Genomic DNA, 19318 nt, shown 5'->3' on the forward strand with positions numbered 1-19318 from the left:
GGTCTGCCCCCCTGCCTGCAGGCCCCTTCGATCGCCCGCCGCAAGCATCCCGCCGCGCGATCTTCGCCGGACGCCGCGACATCGCGAGGGCGCTCGAAACCCCTGCCGCCCTCCATCACCCGTCACCCAGACCCGGGAGGATGCCGATGCTTGCCCTTCTATCGCGCCGCGCCCTCGGGCTGGCGGCGACGCTCCTGGTGGTCTCGATCCTGATCTTCCTCGTCATGAACGTGCTGCCGGGCGATCCCGCGGCGATCATGCTGGGAACCTCGGCGCAGCCCGAGACGCTGGCCGCGCTTCGCACGCAGATGGGCCTCGACGAGCCGGCGGTGGTGCGCTTCGGCCTGTGGATCGGCGGCTCGCTCACCGGCGATCTCGGCACCTCCACGACCTACGGCGTCCCCGTCGCCGGCCTCATCGCGGAGCGCCTCGCCGTCACCCTGCCGCTGGCGGCGATGGCGATCGCGCTGTCGATGGCGCTGGCGATCCCGCTCGGGGTGCTCGCCGCCGCGCGCCAGGGTCGCTGGCCGGATGCCCTCGTGACAGTGTTCACGCAAGCCAGCGTCGCCCTGCCGAACTTCTGGATCGGCCTTCTGCTCATTCTCGTCTTCGCGGTGACGCTCGGCTGGCTGCCGGCCGGCGGCTTTCCCGGCTGGGAGACCGGTCTCCTGCCGGCGCTCTCGGCGCTCTTGCTGCCGGCGGTGGCGCTGGCCCTGCCGCAGGCCGGCATCCTCACCCGCGTCACCCGCACCGCCGTCCTCGACGTGCTCGGCGAGGATTTCGTGCGCACCGCCCGCGCCAAGGGGCTGACGCGCCGCGCGGCGCTCTGGCGCCACGCCGTGCCCAACGCGCTCGTGCCGGTGGTCACCATCCTCGGCCTGCAGTTCACCTTCCTCATCGCCGGCTCGGTGCTCGTCGAGAACATCTTCGGCCTGCCCGGCCTCGGGCGCCTCGCGCTTCAGGCGTTCACCCAGCGCGATCTCATCGTGATGCAGAGCGTCGTGCTCCTGTTCGCGGGTCTGGTGATCATCGTGAACTTCCTCGTCGATCTCGCCTATCTCGTGCTTGATCCGCGCCTGCGCGGCCGCGGTGCCGCATGAGCGCCGTCCTCATCGCCCCCGCTCCCGCCCGTCGCCGCGCGGCCGTGCCGCTGCGGCTCGCCCTCGGCCTCGCGATCACGGCGCTCCTCGTCGCAATGGCGCTGGTCTCGCTCGTCTGGACGCCGCTGCCGCCGACGAAGATCGCCATCCTGGCCAAGCTGAAGGCGCCGCTCGAACACGGCCTGCTCGGCACCGACCACTTCGGCCGGGACGTCCTGTCGATGCTGATGGCCGGCGCGCGGAACTCGCTTCTCGTGGCGGCCTGCGCCGTCGCGCTCGGCGGCACCGTCGGCACGCTCCTCGGCGTCACCGTCGCAGCCTGCCGCGGCTGGATCGAGAGCCTCGTGATGCGCGGCTGCGACGTCGTCTTCGCCTTTCCGCCGATCGTCTCGGCGATGATGCTCGGCGCGCTGCTCGGCCCCGGCCGGCTGACGGCGATCGTCGCCATCGCCGTGTTCATGGTGCCGGTCTTCGCCCGCGTCACGCGCGGCGCCGCGTTGCAGATCTGGTCGCGGGACTACGTGCTGGCCTCGCGCGGGGCCGGCAAGGGCGCCCAGCGCATCACCTTCGCCCATGTCCTGCCCAACATCGCCGGCCAGATCATCGTGCAGGCGACGATCCAGCTCGGCCTCGCCATCCTCACCGAGGCCGGCCTGTCCTTCCTCGGCCTCGGCGCGCCGCCGCCGGCGCCGAGCTGGGGGCGGATGCTGGCGGACGCGCAGACCTACATGATCCAGGCGCCCTGGCTCGCCATCGTGCCCGGCGCGACGATCGCGCTCGCCGTGCTCGGCCTCAACCTTCTCGGCGACGGCCTGCGCGATCGCCTCGATCCCCGCCGGAGCGTCAGTCGATGACCGTTCCGCCGCTTCTCGAGGTCGAGCACCTGTCCGTCGCCGTCCGCAGGCCGGGCCTGCCGCCGCTCCCGATCCTCGACGACATCTCGTTCCGGCTGGAGAGGGGCGAAACCCTCGGCATCGTCGGCGAGAGCGGCTCGGGCAAGTCGATGCTGTCGCTGGCGCTGATCGGGCTGCTGCCGGACGGCGCGCGGGCCGGCGGCGCGATCCGGCTCGAGGGCACCGATCTCCTCGCCGCCTCGGAGGCCGAGCTCTGCGGCATTCGCGGGCAGCAGATCGGCATGATCTTCCAGGAACCGATGACGGCGCTGAACCCGGCGATGCGGGTCGGCGACCAGATATCCGAAGGGCTGATCCGCGGCCGGGGCCTGTCGCGCACCGAGGCGCGCGCCCGCGCCCTCGCGCTTCTGGAGCGCGTGCGCATTCCCGAGGCTCGGCGCCGCATCGACGCCTATCCGCACGAAATGTCGGGGGGCCAGCGCCAGCGCGTCGGGATCGCCATCGCGCTCGCGCTGGAGCCCTCGATCCTCGTCGCCGACGAGCCGACCACGGCGCTCGACGTCACCGTGCAGGCCGAAATCCTCGACATCCTCGCCGAGCTCGTCGCAGAGGGTGACCGGGCGATGATCTTCGTCAGCCACGATCTCGGCGTCGTCGCGAAGGCCACCGCACGAACGCTCGTCCTCTATGCCGGCGCCCGGCTGGAAGAGGGCCGGACGGCCGACCTCCTGGCGCGCCCCGCCAGCCCCTACACGCGCGGCCTCCTCGCCGCGATGCCGCGCCGGCCGGATCGCTCGACCGGCGCGGGGCCAGCGGCGCGCCTCGCCACCATTCCCGGCACGGTGCCGGGCTTTGCCGCGCTGCCGCCGGGCTGCCGCTTCGCGCCGCGCTGCGCCGACCGTGTCGCGGAGTGCGACGCGGCCGAGCCCGGCTGGCGGATCCTCGGCGCGGGCACGCAAGCCCGCGGCGTTCGCTGCATCCGCGCCGGCATGCCGGAGGCCGTGCGATGAAGCCGACCCCGCTTCTCGACCTGCGCTCGCTCAAGCGCGACTATGGCGGCGGCCTGACGGGCCGTACCGCGACCACCCGCGCGCTCGACGGCGTGTCCCTGACGGTGGACCGGGGCAGCATCGTCGGCATCGTCGGCGAAAGCGGCTGCGGCAAGTCGACCCTCGCGCGCATCGTCGCCGCGCTGGACCGGCCGACCGAGGGCCATGTCCTCCTCGAGGGCGACGATCTCTTCGCACTGCCCGCCCGTGCCCTCGCCCGGCGCCGGCGCGATTTCCAGATGGTGTTCCAGGATCCCTACGGCTCGCTCGATCCGCGCCAGCGCGTCGGGCGCATCGTCGCCGAGCCGATGCACGTCCTCGATCCCCGCCCGAGCCGCCGGGACAGCGAGGCCCGCGTCGCCGAGGTGCTCGCCAGCGTCGGCCTGAAGCCCGGCGACGCCGAGCGCTTCCCACACGAGTTCTCGGGCGGCCAGCGCCAGCGCATCGCCATCGCCCGCGCCCTCGTCACCCGCCCCAAGCTGGTGATTGCCGACGAGGCCGTCTCGGCGCTCGACCTCTCGGTGCAGGCGCAGGTGCTCAACCTCATTCTCGACCTTCGCGAGCGCGACGGCGTCGCCTTTCTCTTCATCACCCACAATCTCGGCGTGGTCGACGCGATCTGCGACCGGGTGGGCGTCATGTATCTTGGCCGCCTCGTCGAGACCGGGCCGGCGAATGCGGTGTTCGACCGGCCGTTCCATCCCTATACGCGGCTGCTGCTCGAAGCCGAGCCGCGGATCGAAGACGCCGGCGCGCCGCTCCCCCGCCGGGCAGCGCCCCTCGCCGGCGATCCCGCCGACTGGCAAGGCTGTGCCTTCCGGCCGCGCTGCCCGCTCGCCGACGCGCGCTGCCGCGTGGAGGCCCCGATACCGCGCCGCCTCGATCCGGCCTCGGAGCGCCTCGTCGCCTGCCATCACGCCGAGGCGATGGCCGACGAGCCCGTCCGCTCGCAAGGACCGCCCCCTTCGAAAGCCTGTCCGTCATGACCTCGCCGCTCGATCTCACCGCCGTCGATCTTCTCGGCGCCTTCCGTGCCCGAACCCTTTCGCCGCTCGAATACTGGGATGCGGTGGAGCAGCGCATCGCGGCGTTCGAGCCGGTGATAGCGGCGCTCTACGCCTACGATCCCGAGGACGCCCGGCGCGCCGCCATGGCGGCCACCGAGCGTTGGGCGATGGGGCGCCCAAACGGGCGGCTCGACGGCCTGCCGGTGACGCTGAAGGAGCTGATCGCGACGCAAGGGGTGCCCGTGCCGCTCGGCACGCGCGCGACGACGCTCGCGCCCGCCCCGGCCGACGCGCCCGCCGCCGCCCGGCTGCGCGAGGACGGCGCGATCCTCTTCGCCAAGACGACCTGCCCCGATTACGGCATGCTGTCCTCCGGCCTCTCGTCCTTCCACCGGCTCTCGCGCAATCCGTGGGATCCCGCCACCAATCCTGGCGGATCGAGTGCCGGCGCCGGTGCGGCGGCGGCGGCCGGCTACGGTCCGATCCATGTCGGCACCGATATCGGCGGCTCGGTGCGCCTGCCCGCCGGCTGCACCGGCGTCTTCGGCTTCAAGCCGAGCCAGGGCCGCATTCCCGTCGACCCCTACTATGTCGGCCGCTGCGCCGGCCCGATGACGCGCACCGTCGCCGATGCCGCGCTGGCGATGGAAACGCTGGCGCGGTCCGACTGGCGCGACGGCACCAGCCTGCCGCCCGCCGCGATCGAGTGGCAGGCGTTGGGCGGCCTCGACGTCTCGGGGCTGCGCATCGGCCTGATGCTCGACGCCGGCTGCGGCCTGCCGCTCGACGACGAGGTCCGCGAGGCGGTGGTCAGCGCCGCGCGCCGCTTCGAGGCGGCCGGCGCTGTTGTCGAGGAGGTCGGCCCGGTGCTGACGCGCGCCATGCTCGACGGGCTCGACGACTTCTGGCGGGCCCGCTTCTGGGGCGAGATGCTGAAGCTCGACGAGGCCGCTCGCGACACGATCCTACCCTATATTCTCGACTGGGCGAAGGCGGGCGAGCGCATCAGCGGCGTCGCGGCGGTGGCCGGGTTCGACCAGACGATGGCGATGCGCCGGGCCTGCGGCGCGCTCTTCCAGCGGGTCGACATGGTTCTCTCGCCCACCAACCCGATCGTCTCCTACCCCGCCGAATGGGCCTCGCCGACGAACGATCCGGCGCGGCCCTTCGAGCACATCGCCTTCACCGTCCCGTGGAACATGTCGGACCAGCCGGCCGCCTCGATCAATTGCGGCTTCTCGCGAACGGGGATGCCGATCGGGCTGCAGATCGTCGGCCCGCGCTTCGCCGATCTCGACGTGCTGCGCCTCTCGCATCTCTATGAGACGTGGCGGGGACCGATCCGCGACTGGCCGGCGCCTCGGGCCGAAGCCTGACGCCGGGCCTCAGCCGCCTGAAGCGGCGTTCACGGGGGCGAAGAGCCGACCGCGCTCGGTGACGAGCACGATGAGGATCGCCAGGAACCCAAGCGCGGCATAGCCGACCGTCAGCGGCACCACCGTGCCGTCGTAGTGCTGGCCGATGTAGAAGCCGAGCAGCGCGCCGATGACGGTGGTGCCGAAGCCCTGGAACGAGGCGGCGGTGCCGGCGACGCGGCCGACCGGGTCCATCGCCATCGACGAGAAGTTCGAGATGATGAGCCCGAAGCAGAACATCATGGCCGACTGGAGAGCCACGAAGACCGCCAGCGTCTCGTGCCCGCTCAAGGCGATGGCGGCGTGGAGCGTCGCGAAACCGGTGAAGCCCAGAAGCGCGGTGTGCGAGACCCGCCGCATGCCGAGCCGCTCGACGATGCGGGCGTTGACCAGCGAGGACACGGCGACGAAGAGCGCAATGCTGGCGAAGATCAGCGGGAAGGCCGCGCCGGTGTCGAAGATGCCGACGAAGATCTGCTGGGCGGAGTTGATGAAGCCGAACAGCGCCCCGAGAATGGCGGAGGCCGCCAGCGTGTAGCCGAGGCACGCCCGGTCGGTGGCGACGATGCGGAAGGCGCCGGCGACGCCGCGAACCGAGATCGGCGTGCGCCGCTCGGGCGGCAGCGTCTCGGGCAGCCGCAGGCCCGACCAGAGCGCCACGGCGAGCCCGAAGAGCCCGAGGATGAGGAAGATCCACTCCCACGGCGCCACGAGCACGATCGCCTGCCCGACGCTCGGCGCGATCACCGGCACCGCGATGAAGACGATGAAGGCGAAGGACATGACCCGCGCCATGTGCCGGCCGGAATAGCAGTCGCGCACGATCGAGACGGCGAGCACCCGCGTCGCCGCCGAGCCGACGCCCTGCAGCACCCGCGCCACCACCATCTGGTCGAGCGAGGTCGAGAACGCCGACAGGCCGCTCGCCGCGACGTAGACGAGAAGGCCGAACATCAGCACGGGACGCCGGCCGAAGCGGTCGGACAGCGGGCCGTAGACGAGCTGCGCGACGCCGAAGCCGAGGAGATAGGCGGTGATGATCAGCTGGCGCCGGTTCTCGTCGGCGACGTTCAGCGCCTCGCCGATCTGCGGCAGCGCCGGCAGCATGGCGTCGATCGCCAGCGCGTTGATCGCCATCAGCGCCGCGACGAAGGCGACGAACTCGCGAAAGCCCATGCCGGGATGCGGCACGGCCTGCGGAACGACGTCCGCGGTTTCCGAAGGGCTGGACATGGGGCTGCGGTTCCTGCCGTTCGCGCGAGATGCTCGGAGACAGCATCACCTGCCACGCGCGCCTCGTCCTGTCACGGGGACGCCGACAAAAGCAAGTCTCACATATTGCTTTCGGGGCGTAGGGCGGTTGGCCGTCGAACCGGCACCTCGGACGCCGCGCGCCTGACCTGAACGGGCCTCGCACCTATCCCCCGCCGCGCCGGTCGCGGGTCCTGGCCAGCCAGAGGCCGAGCTCGATCTCGGCCTGTTCGAGGCCGTTGCGGTTGAGGAGCTTGCGCAGCAGCGCCAGGCTGACGGCGCGGGTGCGCAGATTGAACGTGTCGGCGCCCGCCCCGCCCTCATAGGCCCCGACCTTCTCGTAGATCTGCTGCAGCCGGTTCTGCACGCTGCGCAGCGAGACCGAGCGCCGCTCGGCGATCAGGCGGTCGGTGAGCCCGAGCGCCAGATCGAGCAGGATCTCGTATTCGACGTCCGACAGGCTCTCGTGGTGGCTCGAGGCCTTCTGCTGCACCGTGCGGATCTCGCGATCGATGACGCACTGGCCTTCGAGGAAGACGCTGCGCAGCGCCAGGCTCAGCCGCTCTTCGGAGGCGGACTTGAGGATGTAGCCGTAGGCCGCGCCCGCCGGCACGATGCGCGAGACGCCGCGCACATAGGCCTCGTCGGCATAGTTGGACCAGAAGAGGATGCTGGTCTCCGGCCGGTCGCGCCAGAGCGCCCGGGCCATCTCGACGCCCGTGCGGCGCGGCATCTGGAGATCGACGATGATCTGGCGCGAGCCGTGATGACGGGCGAGCCGCTCGCCCTCCTCGCCGTCGCCGGCCTCGATCAGCGCCGAGCCCGGCAGGGCCGAGGCAATGACGTCGCGCAGGAAGGTGCGATGCACCGCGTCGTCCTCGACCACGAGGACTTCGAGCGGCCCGCTCATCGGACGGCGCCGGCGGCGGATGCGACCGGCAGGACCAGCAGCATCTCGGTGCCCTGACCGTCGGCGCGGCGCTGCAGCGTGAACGCGGCGGAGACGAGGCGGGCGCGGGTCTGCATGTTGCGGATGCCGCCGACGCGCCGACGCTGCTGCATCGGCATGAAGCCGACGCCGTCGTCGCGCACGCCGATGCGGATCGCCGGCGTGCCGTCCTCCTCCACGCGCTCCACCGACACCTCGATCAGCGAGGGGCCGGCATGCTGCGCGGCGTTGTTCACCGCCTCCTGCACGATGCGGAAGAGCGCGACGCGCAGCGCCGCCGGGAGGGCGTCCACCGCGCCCTCGCTCGCGTCGTCGAGCCGCCAGGCGATGCCGGTGCGCGGCTCCAGGAGCGCCCGGCCGAGAAAGTCCTCGACGCCTTCGGCGAAGCCGAAGAGTTCGAGGACGTTCGGCCGGGCATCGTCGATGATCTGGCGCAGCTCCCCCATGCAGCGCTGCAACCCGTCGACGATCGGCTCCAGCGCCTCGCGCGGCGCCGTCTCGCTCTCGCAGAGGCGCTCCAGCCGGCGGGCGATGCGGGTGAGATCGGCGAGCGTGCCGTCATGGAGATCCATGCCGATGCGCTGGCGCTCGCGCTCCAGCTCTTCCGTCAGCCGCAGCGCCCCGTCGCGCAGGCCCTCCTCGCGGGCGCGCCCCTCCGCCTCCTCGATCGCGAGGCGCCGCGCCTCCTCGGCAGCCCCGAGCGCGTAGACGTAGGGCGCCAGCATCTCGGCGACGTGCTGGGCGATCGTCACGTCCTCCAGCGCGTAGAAATCGGCATCGTGCCGCGAGCAGGAAAAGGCGCCGATGACCTCGCCGCGCACCAGAAGCGGCGCATGGAGGCGCGAGCGCAGCCGCTGGCTGAAGATCGGATCGTTGAAGGCGCCCTCGAAGCCGAAGCGCGGATCCTCCATCGCGTTGCCGGTGATGAGAAAGGGCACGTCGCCCAGCAGCACCGAGCGGATCGGGCTGCGCCGCACCGGCACGGTGTGGAGATGCCGGCCCCAGTCGGTGTGGAGCCCCGCCTCGTAGGCGACGTGGACGTCGTCGCGCCGCAGGATGCAGATGTCGAGATGATCGTGCGGCAGCACCTCGGCCAGCTCGTCCGACACCGCCTGGATCGCCGCCTGAAATTCCAGCTTGCCGGCGAGCGCGCGCGAGATGCGCAGGAGATGGCCGAAGATCGCGTCGGGATCGAGCACGGGGCGGGGCTCGGCGGCGGCGGCGCGAGGGCTCGGGAACGAAAGGCTGCTCATCGCCCGATGGCACCATGTTTGCCGGAGCTTCGCCAGTCCGTTTCGCGTCCGACGTGCCGGGTTCCCGGCAGGCCGTTTGCGGGAACCCGCAAAAAGGATGCGCCTTCAGGGTTGGACAGATGCGCCCGCAGCGCCGAAACTGCGGGCGGGCTGTGGGAGCGGCTTGCGGGCCAGCGGACACGAGATGCCGCTCGCCGGGTTCGGGCCGATCGGCCCATGGGAGGATTTCAGGATGACCAAGCGACTCATGCTCGCGATGCTGGCCGTGACCAGCCTGTCCGGCGCCGCATTCGCCGAGACGGCGGACAAGACCATCGCGCTGTCGAACAACTATGCCGGCAATTCCTGGCGCCAGGCCATGCTGGAAAGCTGGCAGAAGGTCACCGGCGAGGCCGTGAAGGCGGGCACCGTGAAGAGCGCCGACGCCTTCACCACCGCCGAGAACCAGGCCACCGAGCAGGCCGCGCAGATCCAGAACATGATCCTGCAGGGCTACGACGCCATCGTCGTCAACTCGGCCTCGCCGACCGCCCTCAACGGCGCGGTGAAGGAAGCCTGCGACGCCGGCATCACCGTCGTCTCCTTCGACGGCATCGTCACCGAGCCCTGCGCCTGGCGCGTGGCGGTGGACTTCCGCAAGATGGGCGCCGGCCAGCTCGACTATCTGGCGCAGCGTTTCCCCGAGGGCGGCAACCTCCTCGAGATCCGGGGCCTCGCCGGCACCTCCGTCGACGGCGAGATCCACGAGGGGATCGCGGCGGGCGTCGCCGCCCACCCGAAGTTCAAGATCGTCTCGGAGGTTCAGGGCGACTGGACGCAGACCGTGGCGCAGAAGTCGGTGGCCGGCGTCCTGCCGAGCATCCCGGAAGTCGTCGGCGTGGTGACGCAGGGCGGCGACGGGTTCGGCGCGGCGGAAGCCTTCTCGGCGGCCGGGCGCAAGACCCCGACCATCATCATGGGCAACCGCCAGGACGAGCTCGCCTGGTGGAAGGCGCAGAAGGACAAGGACGGCTACGAGACCATGTCGGTCTCGATCGCGCCGGGCGTCTCCACCCTCGCCTTCTGGGTGGCGCAGCAGATCCTCGACGGCAAGGAGGTCCCCAAGGACCTTGTGGTGCCGTTCCTGTCGATCGACCAGGCCGGGCTCGACGCCTCGCTGCAGACGACGCCCGAGGGCGGCGTCGCCAATGTCGAGTATTCGCAGGCCGACGCCGAGAAGGTGATCGCGGCCGCTCGCTAAAGCGGAGCGACTGTTCATCCGATCCGGTCCGGGGCGGCGGCACCTGCCGCCCCGGACCGCTGCCGCGTCCCTTGGGAGTTCCCGCCGCCATGCCCGTCCCAGACCGCGGCGCGCCGCGTCCGCTCATCGATCTCGCCCAGGTCAAGAAGAGCTACGGCGCCGTGCGCGCCCTCGACGGCGTCGATCTCGCCATCCGGCCCGGCGAATGCCTCGGCCTCGCCGGGCACAACGGCGCCGGCAAGTCGACGCTGATGCAGGTGCTCGCCGGCAACGTGCGACCCGACGAGGGGCGCATCGAGATCGCGGGCAACGACGAGACCCAGCGCTTCGGCGTCGAGCGCGCCGGCCAGCTCGGCGTGCGCTGCGTCTTCCAGGAGCTTTCGCTCTGCCCCAATCTGACGGTGATCGAGAACGCCCGTGTGCGCCACCCCGCCTTGAAAGGCTTCGGCTGGCGCAAGCGCGCCGCCAAGCTCATCGGCGAGGCGCTCGACGAGATCTTCCCCGGCCACGGTATCCGCCTTCGCGATCTCGTCTCGGACCTCGCCCTCGGCCAGCGCCAGATGGTGGAGATCGCCACCGTCTTCGCGCGCGGCGACGCGCCGCTCTCGCTCGTGATCCTCGACGAGCCCACCTCTTCGCTGGACGCGCAGGTCGCCGGCCAGCTTCTCGCCCATGTCCGCCGCTTCGTGGCCTCGGGCGGCAGCGTCATCCTGATCTCCCACATTCTCGGCGAGATCCTCTCGACCTGCGACCGCATCAGCGTGATGAGCGACGGGCGCGTTGTGGCGCTGCGGCCCGCCGCCGAATTCGACCGCCATTCGCTCGTCGAGGCGATGGGCCATGTCGCCGCGCATACGGAGGGCGAAGCGGCCGGCGCCCCCAAGGCCCGCACGAGCGCGCCGATCGTCGCCTCCGCCCATTCGCCGCGCCAGGGCGACGGACGGCAGCTCGAGGCCCGGCGCGGCGAGATCGTCGGCCTCGGCGGGCTCGCCGGCCACGGGCAGACCGCGCTTCTCGTGCTCCTGCACAATGCCGCCCATCGCGGCGGCCACTATGCCAGGCTCGACGGGCGCGTCGCCTTCGTGGCCGGCGACCGGCAGACCGACGGCGTCTTTCCGCTCTGGTCGATCGGCGGCAACGTCACGGTGCGCTCGCTCCAATCCATGCAGCGCTTCGGCCTCATCGATCGGGCCGCCGAGCGGCGCATGGAGGCCGAGTGGAAGGAGCGCATCGCCATCCGCACCCCCGACATGGACAACGGCATCCTGACGCTGTCGGGCGGCAACCAGCAGAAGGCCCTCTTCGCGCGGGCGCTGGCCTCGGATGCCGAGATCATCCTGATGGACGACCCGATGCGGGGCGTCGACATCGGCACCAAGCAGGAGGTCTACGCCATCGTGCGCGCCGAGGCCGCGCGCGGGCGCACCTTCGTCTGGTACACCACCGAATTCGACGAATTGCGCGCCTGCGACCACGTCTACGTGCTGCGCTCCGGGCGCATCGTCGCCGACATGGCGCGGGACGAGCTGTCCGAGGCCCGCGTGCTGCAATCCTCCTTCGCGGAGGCCGCGGCATGAGCGCCCGTCCGATGGTCGCCAACCGTCTGGCGCTCGCCCGCACCCTGCGCGAGCTTCTGCCGCCGGTCTCGCTGGCGCTGCTGCTCGTCGCGATCTTCATCATCCAGCCGCGCGCGATGAGCTATCTCGGCCTGACCCTGATGCTCAATCTCGCCCTGCCGATCGCGCTCGCCACGATCGCGCAGCTCTGCGTCATCACCGTCAACGATCTCGACCTCTCGATCGGCGGCTTCGTCTCCTTCGTCGCCTGCATCGGCGCGACCCTCCTCAAGGACGATCCGCTTCTCGGCGTCGCCGCGCTCGCCGGCTGCATCCTCGTCTATGCGCTGCTCGGCGCGCTCATCCACCTGCGCAACCTGCCCTCGATCGTGGTGACGCTCGGCATGAGCTTCGTCTGGCTCGGCGCCGCCGTGCTGCTCCTGCCGGTGCCCGGCGGCAGCGCGCCGGTCTGGCTCTCCACCCTCGTCAAGCTGAAGACGCCGCTCGTGCCCTTCGCCATCATCGCCAGCGCCGTGCTGGCGATCGGGGCCCAGCTCCTCCTCATGCGCTCCTCCTTCGGCACCGTGCTGCGGGGCACCGGCGGCAACGCGCAGGCCGTGGCCCGCGCCGGCTGGTCGCTGCTGCGCGCCAAGATGACGATGTATGCGCTCTGCGGCTTCTTCGGCGTCCTCTCCGGGCTGGCGCTCGTCGGGCTCACCACCTCGGCGGATGCCAACATCGCGCTGCGCTACACGCTCCTCTCGATCGCGGGCGTGATCCTGGGCGGCGGCGAGTTCACGGGCGGGCGCATCTCGCCGGTCGGCGCCGTGCTCGGCGCGCTGACGCTGACGCTCGCGGGCTCGCTCCTCTCGTTCCTGCGCATCGCGCCGGACTGGCAGATCGGCGCGCAGGGCGCGATCCTCATCGTGGTGCTGGCGCTGCGCGCCCTCGTCAACCGCTTGGAAAGACAGGCCGCATGAGCGCGACGACACCGGCACGACGCAGGTTTGCCCTCCCCTTCCGGGCGCCGTGGCTCTTCTCGTTCGCAGGAGCGGCCGCGATCTTCGCGGCGACGATCGTCTTCACCGGCGGCCAGGGATCGGGCCAGATCCTCTCGACCGCCCTGACCTTCGCCACGATGTACGTCATCGTCGGCCTCGGCCAGATGTTCGTGATCACCACCGGCCCCGGCAATGTCGATCTCTCGATCCCCTCGACGATCGCGCTGGCCGGCGCGGTGTCGATGAGCGTCATGGGCGGCACGGACGCGATGATCCTGCCCGGCATCCTCGCCGCGCTCGCCGTCGGCGTGGCGGTCGGCTGCTTCAACTTCGCGCTGATCCGCCTTCTCCAGATCCCGCCGATCATCGCCACGCTCTCGGCGAGCTTCCTCATCCAGTCGGTCGCCATCGCCTACGGGCGGGGCCTGCGCGTGCGCCCGCCCGAAAGCTTCGCCGACTTCGCCACCGGCCGGATCGCCGGCGTGCCGCTTCTGGCGATCGCGACGCTGGCGCTCTGCGGGCTGATGGCGGTGCTCCTGCACCGCACCTATTACGGCCGCGCCATCTCGGCCATCGGCCAGAACCCGCGCGCTGCCGCGCTCGCCGGCATCCGCGTCGAGATCGTACGCTGGGCGACCTACGTGCTCTCGGCTTCGCTCGCGGGGCTCTGCGGCGCGGTGCTGGCGGGCTTCTCGGGCGGCTCCTCGCTCAACATGGGCGAGGAGTACCTCCTCGCCTCGATCGCGGTGGTGGTGGTCGGCGGCTCGTCGGTCTCGGGCGGCCAGTCCAACGTCACCGGGCTCTGGGGCGCATCGCTCTTCCTCTATCTCCTCATTACCATGCTTAACACGTTCGGCGTCGGGGCGGGCCTGCGCCTCCTCCTCACCGGCCTGATCATCATCGCCATCATCACCATTGCCGGCGGCCCCCGCACGGGTCGCAGCTGAAAGACCCGCCATGGCCATCATGACCCCCTACGAGATCCGCGATCCCCGCTTCGAGGACCTGACGCTCCACAATGTCGAGCTGGAGCATCTGTTCGAGGGCTGCCGCTGGGCCGAGGGCCCGGTCTGGTTCGGCGACATGAATCAGCTGGTCTGGAGCGACATCCCGAACGACCGGATGATGCGCTACATCCCCGAAGTCGGAACCTCGGTGTTTCGCGGCGTCTCGCGCAATTCCAACGGCAACACGCGCGACCGCGAGGGCCGGCTCGTCTCCTGCGAGCATCTCGCCCGCCGGGTGAGCCGCACCGAGGCCGACGGGCGGGTCGTCACCCTCGCCGACCGCTTCGAGGGCCGCCGCCTCAACTCGCCGAACGACGCGGTGGTGAAGTCCGACGGCTCGGTCTGGTTCACCGACCCGAGCTACGGCATCCGCGACGCCTACGAGGGCGACCGGGCCGAGGAGGAGCAGCCGGTGCGCGGCGTCTACCGCGTCGACGGTGCGAGCGGCGCGGTCACGCGCGTCGCCGACGACTTCCTGCAGCCCAACGGCCTCGCTTTCTCGCCGGACGAAAGCCGTCTCTACATCGCTGATTCGGGCGCCAGCCACGCTCCCGACCATCCCCGCCACATCCGGCGCTTGCGCGTCGAGGGCGAGCGGCTGATCGACGACGGTGTCTTCGCCGTGATCGACCGGGGCATTCCCGACGGAATCCGCGTCGACCGCAACGGCAACGTCTGGTCGAGCGCCGCCGACGGCGTCCACTGCTTCGCGCCGGACGGCACGTGCCTCGGCAAGATCCTCGTGCCGGAGGTCGTCGCCAATCTCTGTTTCGGCGGCCCCAAGCGCAACCGGCTCTTCATTACCGCGACCCGCTCGCTCTATTCGATCTACGTGCGCGCGCAGGGTTGCTGAGCGCTGGACACGCATCATATGATCGCATCGATGGGCAGCGGATCGAGGCCCCGTCCTGCCGATCGGGCATGCGGTCCTACAAGGCGGTAAACGAATGCCGTCCGCTGGTGCCCGATCGTTTGGCTCACGCGCCATATCCTGATACATCATGGGCTCACGGCATGATTGTGGACCCACACGCGCGGATGAACATCGGACGACCTTTCCTTCGTCTCCTCGGACACCCGGCCCTTCTGCATGAGGACGAGGCGGCGCCTCTCCCGCAGAAGGCGTTCGCGCTGCTCGCCATCCTGCATCTGGCATCCGATCGCCGGGCGCTGCGCTCCACCCTCGCCGCCTGGATCTACGAGGATGCCGACCAGACGGGCGCCATGGCCAATCTTCGCCAGCTGCTGTCGCGCATCCACACCCGTCAGAAGCATCTCGGGATCGAACTGATCGCGACCGGTCGCGACGAAGTGCGGCTGGTCTCCGGCGAAACCGCGCCGACCTGCGACCTCGACAGGCTGATGGCGCTGCCCGTACCCGCCCACGCGGACGATCTCGAGGCCCTCTCGGGACTGTACCGGGGCGACCTCCTCGAGAGCTTTACGGCCGATGGCGAGACGCTGTCGGGCTGGATCGGCACGCAGCGCAACCGGCTGCGCGAGCGCTACGGCGACCTCGTCACGGCGGGAGCCCGCCACGTGCGGGGCGGCCGCGCAGAGACGGCGCTGCGCCGGTTGCTGGAGATCGATCCGTTCCGCGAGGATGCGTGGCTGACGCTCGTCGAGATCCGCGCGCAGACGCAAGGGCTCAGTGCGGCCGAGGCGGTCTACGACGAGATGCGCCGCCGGTTCGGCGCTGAGCTCGGTGCGACGCCGAGCGAGCCGGTGCGCGAACTCCTCGTCAGGTTGAAGCGCGCGGTCGCCGTTCCCGCCCCCCTCGCGGCCGCTCGTCCGCTCGATGCCGGACGCCGCGTCGAGACGCTGCTGGCGACGGCCGCCGTGGCCGCCATCCCGCGGGTCTGCCTCCTCATGCCCACGGCCTCGAGCGGGGTCGATGCGGAGCACACCCATCTGGCGGAAGCCCTGATCGAGGACGTGACGCTCGGTCTCTGCCGTCTGCGCTCCATCGCCGTGATCGCGCCGCATACGGCCTGGCGGCTCGGCGCGGAGGACCAGCCGAAGGAGCGGTTCGGCATCGAGTATTTCGCCGAGACGAGCGTGCGCAATTTCGCCGGGCGCACGCGCCTCGTCGTCAAGCTGATGCGCCAGGCCGGCCGGGTCACGCTCTGGGCGGACGATTACGATCTGGCTGTGGGCGCCTCGGCCGAGCACCACCGCACGCTGTCGCGCTCGATCGCGTTGGCGCTGGCGGACCAGATCGAGCGCTCCGAGGCGGCCGCGTTCACCATCGCCTGCCCGCCCAGCGCCTATCAATTGTATCTCCTCGGCCGCCGCCACCTGCGCGTCCTCGACCTGCCGGACGTTCGCCGGGCTCGGCGCGCCTTCATCCAGGCCGCGGACAACGCGCCCGCCTTCGCCCCCGCCCTCAACGGCATCGCCCGGTCGCTCGTCCTCGAATGGCTGCTCCTCGCGCGCACCGAGCCGGACCTCCTGCATCAGGCCAAGCGCGTGGCGATGCGGGCTGCCAATCTTGATCCGTTCAGCGGCGAGGCGCTGCGGGAGGTGGCAAGCGCGTCGCTTTTCCTCGGCGGTCTCGACGAAGCCGTCGAAGGGCTGGCCGAGGCCGAGCGGCTCGTGCCCCACCATGCCGACATCCTGGCCGACCATGCCAACGCGCTGACCCATTCCTGCGATGCCCTGCCCGCCCTGCGGCGCATCGAGAAGGCGATCGACCTCAACCCGATTCCACCCGACGACTACCTCTGGACGGCGGGCAGCACGCTGTTCCTCGTCGAGGACTACGAAAAGGCACTCGTCACGCTGGCGCGCATGCAGCAGCGCAAGCCCGCCTACCGCCTGACGGCAGCCTGCCTCGCCATGACCGGGCAGACCGCCGAGGCCGCCCGCTTCGTGGCGCGGGCGCTCGAGGACCAGCCTAATTTCCGCATCGACGCGTGGATCAAGACGATGCCGCTGCGCTCGAAAGACCATCTGGCGCGCTATGCGGGCGCGCTCAGCATGGCCGGCTTCACCTGACCTCGAGCGATTGAGGGACAATCGGAGCCGGTCCCGTTGGGGATCGACCGGGGGCGCACCGGGTCCGCGCCCGCATCGCTCCTTCGCCAGCAATCCTTTCGCAGCCCCAGTCGCCAGAGGATCGGCGCCCCGTCGCTCGCATTGAGGTCCGGCCAGATCGCGGCAGATCGGGTCGCAAACAATCGTGTCACGCCGGTGTCACGGCGAGTGCGCTTCAACGGATGCAATCCTGACGCGTTTCTTGCCCGAAAGAACGGACTGACATGACCGATCGCGACGCTCTCCACTCCCTGTTGATCTACGCCCAGCGCGAAGCCGCGTCCCAGAAACTAGAGGTCGTGTCGCAACTCCTGACGCTGACCATCGCCAACATGGCCGCGGACAGCCGGTCGCGCATCGACACCGCGTTCGACGGCGCGTCCGCCGACGGCGAGAGCCAGTTCGCGCCGGGCGACACGCTGCTGCAATAGAACGCTTCGGGTCGCCGACGGCGATCCTCGAGTTCGCACGCGCCCGCCTTTCGGTGAGACGGAACGGCTATTCCAGAAAGACCCGCGTCGAGGCGGCCGCGCCCGCCGCATCCACCACCGAGATCTCGACGAAGCCGGGCTCGCTCGGGTGCCAGGCCGCCTGCCGGTCGTAGAGACCGCGCAAGGCGGGGCGACCATCGATATACCAGGTGAAGGGCGGCTTGCCGTTGCGCAGCTTGAGGGCGAGATCGGAGACCCCGCGCGCGTTGCCGCTTTGCCCCAGCCCCAGTTCGATCCGCGCCGCGTTCGGCGGGAAGACGATCTCGGGCGCATCGGCCGAGGCACCCGCGCCACCCGCCCGCAGCCGCCGCATGGCGGGCGGCAGGGGCTGCGACCCGCTGGCGGCGAGGATGCCGGGCGGCGGTCCCGGCAGGCGCGTCGCCGGGCCGATCCGCGCGAAGACGTCGCGCATCACCGGCGCGGCCGAATCCTGCCCCACCAGCCCGGCGACGGGAGCCCCGTCCGGCCGCCCGAGCCAGACGCCGACGACATGGCGCCCGTCGTAGCCGACCGTCCAGGCGTCGCGATAGCCGAAGGAGGTGCCGGTCTTGAAGGCGATGGTGCCGGGCGGGCCCTTCGCGGTGGTGGGCGCGCCCGCGAGGATCGAGGTGACGTACCACGCGGCCTGCTCCGACAGGATGCGGCGGCCGGGTCCGGCCGCCAGCGCAGCGGCCGGGTCGGCGTCGATGCGCAGCGGCCGCGCGATCCCGCCATTGGCCAGCCCGGCATAAAGGCGCACGAGGTCTTCGAGCGAGATCCCGAGACCACCGAGACCGATGGCAAGGCCCGGCAGCGTACGGCTGCCGAGTTCCGGCACAGCCCCGGCGCGGCGCATGCGCTCGACGAGGCGCGAGGGGCCGACGGCGGCCAGAAGCTCCACCGCCGGCAGGTTGCGCGAGAGCTGCAGCGCCCGGCGCGCGGTGAGACTGCCCTCGAAGGCGCCGTCGAAATTCTGCGGCGCGTAGCCGGCGAAGGCGGTGGGGCGATCGTCGAGAAGGCTTTCGGGATGGGCGACGCCGCGCTCGAAGGCGAGACCGTAGATCAGCGGTTTCAGCGTCGAGCCGGGCGAGCGGAACGCCTTCGTCAGGTCGACATGGCCCTGCCGGCCCTCGTCGAAGAGATCGGGCGAACCGAGCGAGGCGAGGATCTCGCCGGTCGCATGGTCGGCGACGAGGATCGCGAGGCTCTGCGGCCTGGGAACGCCCGCCATCTTGTCGCGCGCATAGGCCTCGATCCGCCGCTGCAGCGCGGCGTCGATCGTCAGTCGAACCCGCACACGCCCCGCCCCCGGCCGCTGTGCCCGCGCCATCGCCTCGCGCGCGGCGTGGGCCGCGAGCATCGGCATCTCGCGCCGCCGGGTCGGGATCGTCTCGCGCCGCGCGCGCTCGGCCTCCGCGGGGTCGAGGAGACCGAGCGCCGCCATGCGAGCGAGGACGCGGTCGCGCGCCAGCCGCGTGGCCTGAGGATGAAGATCCGGGCGCAGCCGTTCGGGCGCCTGCGGCAGGGCGACGAGCAGCGCCGCCTCGCCCGCCGTCAGGCGCTTCGGCTCATGACCGAACCAGACGAGGCTGGCGGCCCGCACGCCCTCGATGTTGCCGCCGTAGGGTGCGAGGCGCAGATAGAGCGAGAGGATTTCCGGCTTGGTGCGCGCCCGTTCCAGCGCCAGCGCACCGAGAAGCTGCTCGCCCTTGGCCCGAAGGCTTCCCGTCGGCAGGCGCGCGAGCAGCCGCGCCACCTGCATCGTCAGCGTCGACCCGCCGGACACCGGCCGCCCGTGCCGGAGCGACTGCCAGAGGGCGCGAGCCAGCGCCTGCGCGTCGATGCCGCCATGGGTCTCGAAGCGCTTGTCCTCCCAAGCCGAGAGCATGCGCAGGAAGCGCGGATCGACGTCGCCGACAACGGCCTCCAACCGCCAGCGCCCGTCGCTGGCGGCGAACGCCCGCAGCAGCTCCCCGTCGCGCGCTTCCACGATGCGGCTCGTCTCGGGTTCGCGCAACGCGGCGACACGAGCCGCCACCGCCCGCTCGATCGCGGCGTGTCCGAGAAGGGCCATCGCGACCAGCACCAGCGCCGCCGCACCGACTAGCCCGAGACGACGCCGCGTCATGG

Annotated in this window: 16 protein-coding genes; 12 read left to right on the top strand and 4 right to left on the bottom strand. The window is 71.2% G+C overall.

What is annotated here, in order from left to right:
* Positions 1–146: 146 nt before the first annotated feature.
* Genes AUL33_RS05865 through AUL33_RS05885 form a run of 5 tightly spaced genes read left to right on the top strand, consistent with a single transcriptional unit; the run spans position 147 to position 5386 of the window.
* Positions 147–1100: an ABC transporter permease gene (locus AUL33_RS05865; RefSeq protein ID WP_062205069.1), complete on the top strand. Its 954-nt coding sequence runs from the start codon at positions 147–149 to the stop codon at positions 1098–1100.
* Positions 1097–1954: an ABC transporter permease gene (locus AUL33_RS05870; RefSeq protein WP_062205073.1), complete on the top strand. Its 858-nt coding sequence runs from the start codon at positions 1097–1099 to the stop codon at positions 1952–1954. The genes AUL33_RS05865 and AUL33_RS05870 overlap by 4 nt, the downstream gene beginning before the upstream one ends.
* Positions 1951–2964, top strand: a complete 1014-nt coding sequence (locus AUL33_RS05875) for an ABC transporter ATP-binding protein (RefSeq protein WP_062205076.1) — start codon at positions 1951–1953, stop codon at positions 2962–2964. Before AUL33_RS05870 ends, AUL33_RS05875 begins: the two co-directional genes overlap by 4 nt.
* A complete protein-coding gene (locus AUL33_RS05880) occupies positions 2961–3989 on the top strand; it encodes an oligopeptide/dipeptide ABC transporter ATP-binding protein (protein ID WP_062205079.1) in 1029 nt (342 codons plus the stop codon). The genes AUL33_RS05875 and AUL33_RS05880 overlap by 4 nt, the downstream gene beginning before the upstream one ends.
* Positions 3986–5386 (top strand): amidase, encoded by a 1401-nt coding sequence (locus AUL33_RS05885; RefSeq protein WP_062205081.1) that lies wholly within the window; start codon positions 3986–3988, stop codon positions 5384–5386. Before AUL33_RS05880 ends, AUL33_RS05885 begins: the two co-directional genes overlap by 4 nt.
* 9 nt (positions 5387–5395) lie before the next feature.
* Here the strand turns inward: AUL33_RS05885 and AUL33_RS05890 are convergent, their stop codons facing one another.
* The 3 genes from AUL33_RS05890 to AUL33_RS05900 all read right to left on the bottom strand — a co-directional run bounded on the left by AUL33_RS05890 (position 5396) and on the right by AUL33_RS05900 (position 8878).
* Positions 5396–6658, bottom strand: coding sequence for a multidrug effflux MFS transporter (locus AUL33_RS05890; protein WP_374754410.1), 1263 nt, complete (start codon positions 6656–6658; stop codon positions 5396–5398).
* Between the two features lie 184 nt (positions 6659–6842).
* Complete coding sequence (locus tag AUL33_RS05895) at positions 6843–7586, bottom strand: response regulator transcription factor (RefSeq protein WP_062205084.1); 744 nt, start codon at positions 7584–7586, stop codon at positions 6843–6845.
* Positions 7583–8878: a GAF domain-containing protein gene (locus AUL33_RS05900; protein WP_062205087.1), complete on the bottom strand. Its 1296-nt coding sequence runs from the start codon at positions 8876–8878 to the stop codon at positions 7583–7585. Before AUL33_RS05900 ends, AUL33_RS05895 begins: the two co-directional genes overlap by 4 nt.
* Before the next feature lie 232 nt (positions 8879–9110).
* Between AUL33_RS05900 and AUL33_RS05905 the strand changes: the two genes are divergently transcribed.
* From AUL33_RS05905 to AUL33_RS05935, 7 genes are all read left to right on the top strand, one after another.
* Positions 9111–10118 carry an ABC transporter substrate-binding protein gene (locus tag AUL33_RS05905; protein WP_062205388.1) on the top strand — a complete coding sequence of 336 codons (1008 nt, stop codon included), beginning with the start codon at positions 9111–9113 and terminating at the stop codon, positions 10116–10118.
* An 89-nt stretch (positions 10119–10207) separates the two neighbouring features.
* Positions 10208–11695 (top strand): sugar ABC transporter ATP-binding protein, encoded by a 1488-nt coding sequence (locus AUL33_RS05910; RefSeq protein ID WP_062205091.1) that lies wholly within the window; start codon positions 10208–10210, stop codon positions 11693–11695.
* Between the two features lie 11 nt (positions 11696–11706).
* Positions 11707–12654: an ABC transporter permease gene (locus AUL33_RS05915; RefSeq protein WP_192843148.1), complete on the top strand. Its 948-nt coding sequence runs from the start codon at positions 11707–11709 to the stop codon at positions 12652–12654.
* Positions 12651–13622, top strand: a complete 972-nt coding sequence (locus AUL33_RS05920; RefSeq protein WP_062205100.1) for an ABC transporter permease — start codon at positions 12651–12653, stop codon at positions 13620–13622. Before AUL33_RS05915 ends, AUL33_RS05920 begins: the two co-directional genes overlap by 4 nt.
* 10 nt (positions 13623–13632) lie before the next feature.
* Positions 13633–14535: an SMP-30/gluconolactonase/LRE family protein gene (locus AUL33_RS05925; RefSeq protein ID WP_062205105.1), complete on the top strand. Its 903-nt coding sequence runs from the start codon at positions 13633–13635 to the stop codon at positions 14533–14535.
* Positions 14536–14720: 185 nt separating this feature from the next.
* On the top strand, positions 14721–16679 hold the full coding sequence (locus AUL33_RS05930; RefSeq protein WP_062205109.1) for a BTAD domain-containing putative transcriptional regulator: 1959 nt from the start codon (positions 14721–14723) through the stop codon (positions 16677–16679).
* Positions 16680–16942: 263 nt separating this feature from the next.
* A complete protein-coding gene (locus AUL33_RS05935) occupies positions 16943–17149 on the top strand; it encodes a hypothetical protein (protein ID WP_062205112.1) in 207 nt (68 codons plus the stop codon).
* A 67-nt stretch (positions 17150–17216) separates the two neighbouring features.
* Here the strand turns inward: AUL33_RS05935 and pbpC are convergent, their stop codons facing one another.
* Positions 17217–19316: a penicillin-binding protein 1C gene (gene pbpC / locus AUL33_RS05940; protein ID WP_062205115.1), complete on the bottom strand. Its 2100-nt coding sequence runs from the start codon at positions 19314–19316 to the stop codon at positions 17217–17219.
* Positions 19317–19318: the final 2 nt, after the last annotated feature.

The organism is Aureimonas sp. AU12, from assembly GCF_001463705.1.
Taxonomy (GTDB): Bacteria; Pseudomonadota; Alphaproteobacteria; order Rhizobiales; family Rhizobiaceae; genus Aureimonas.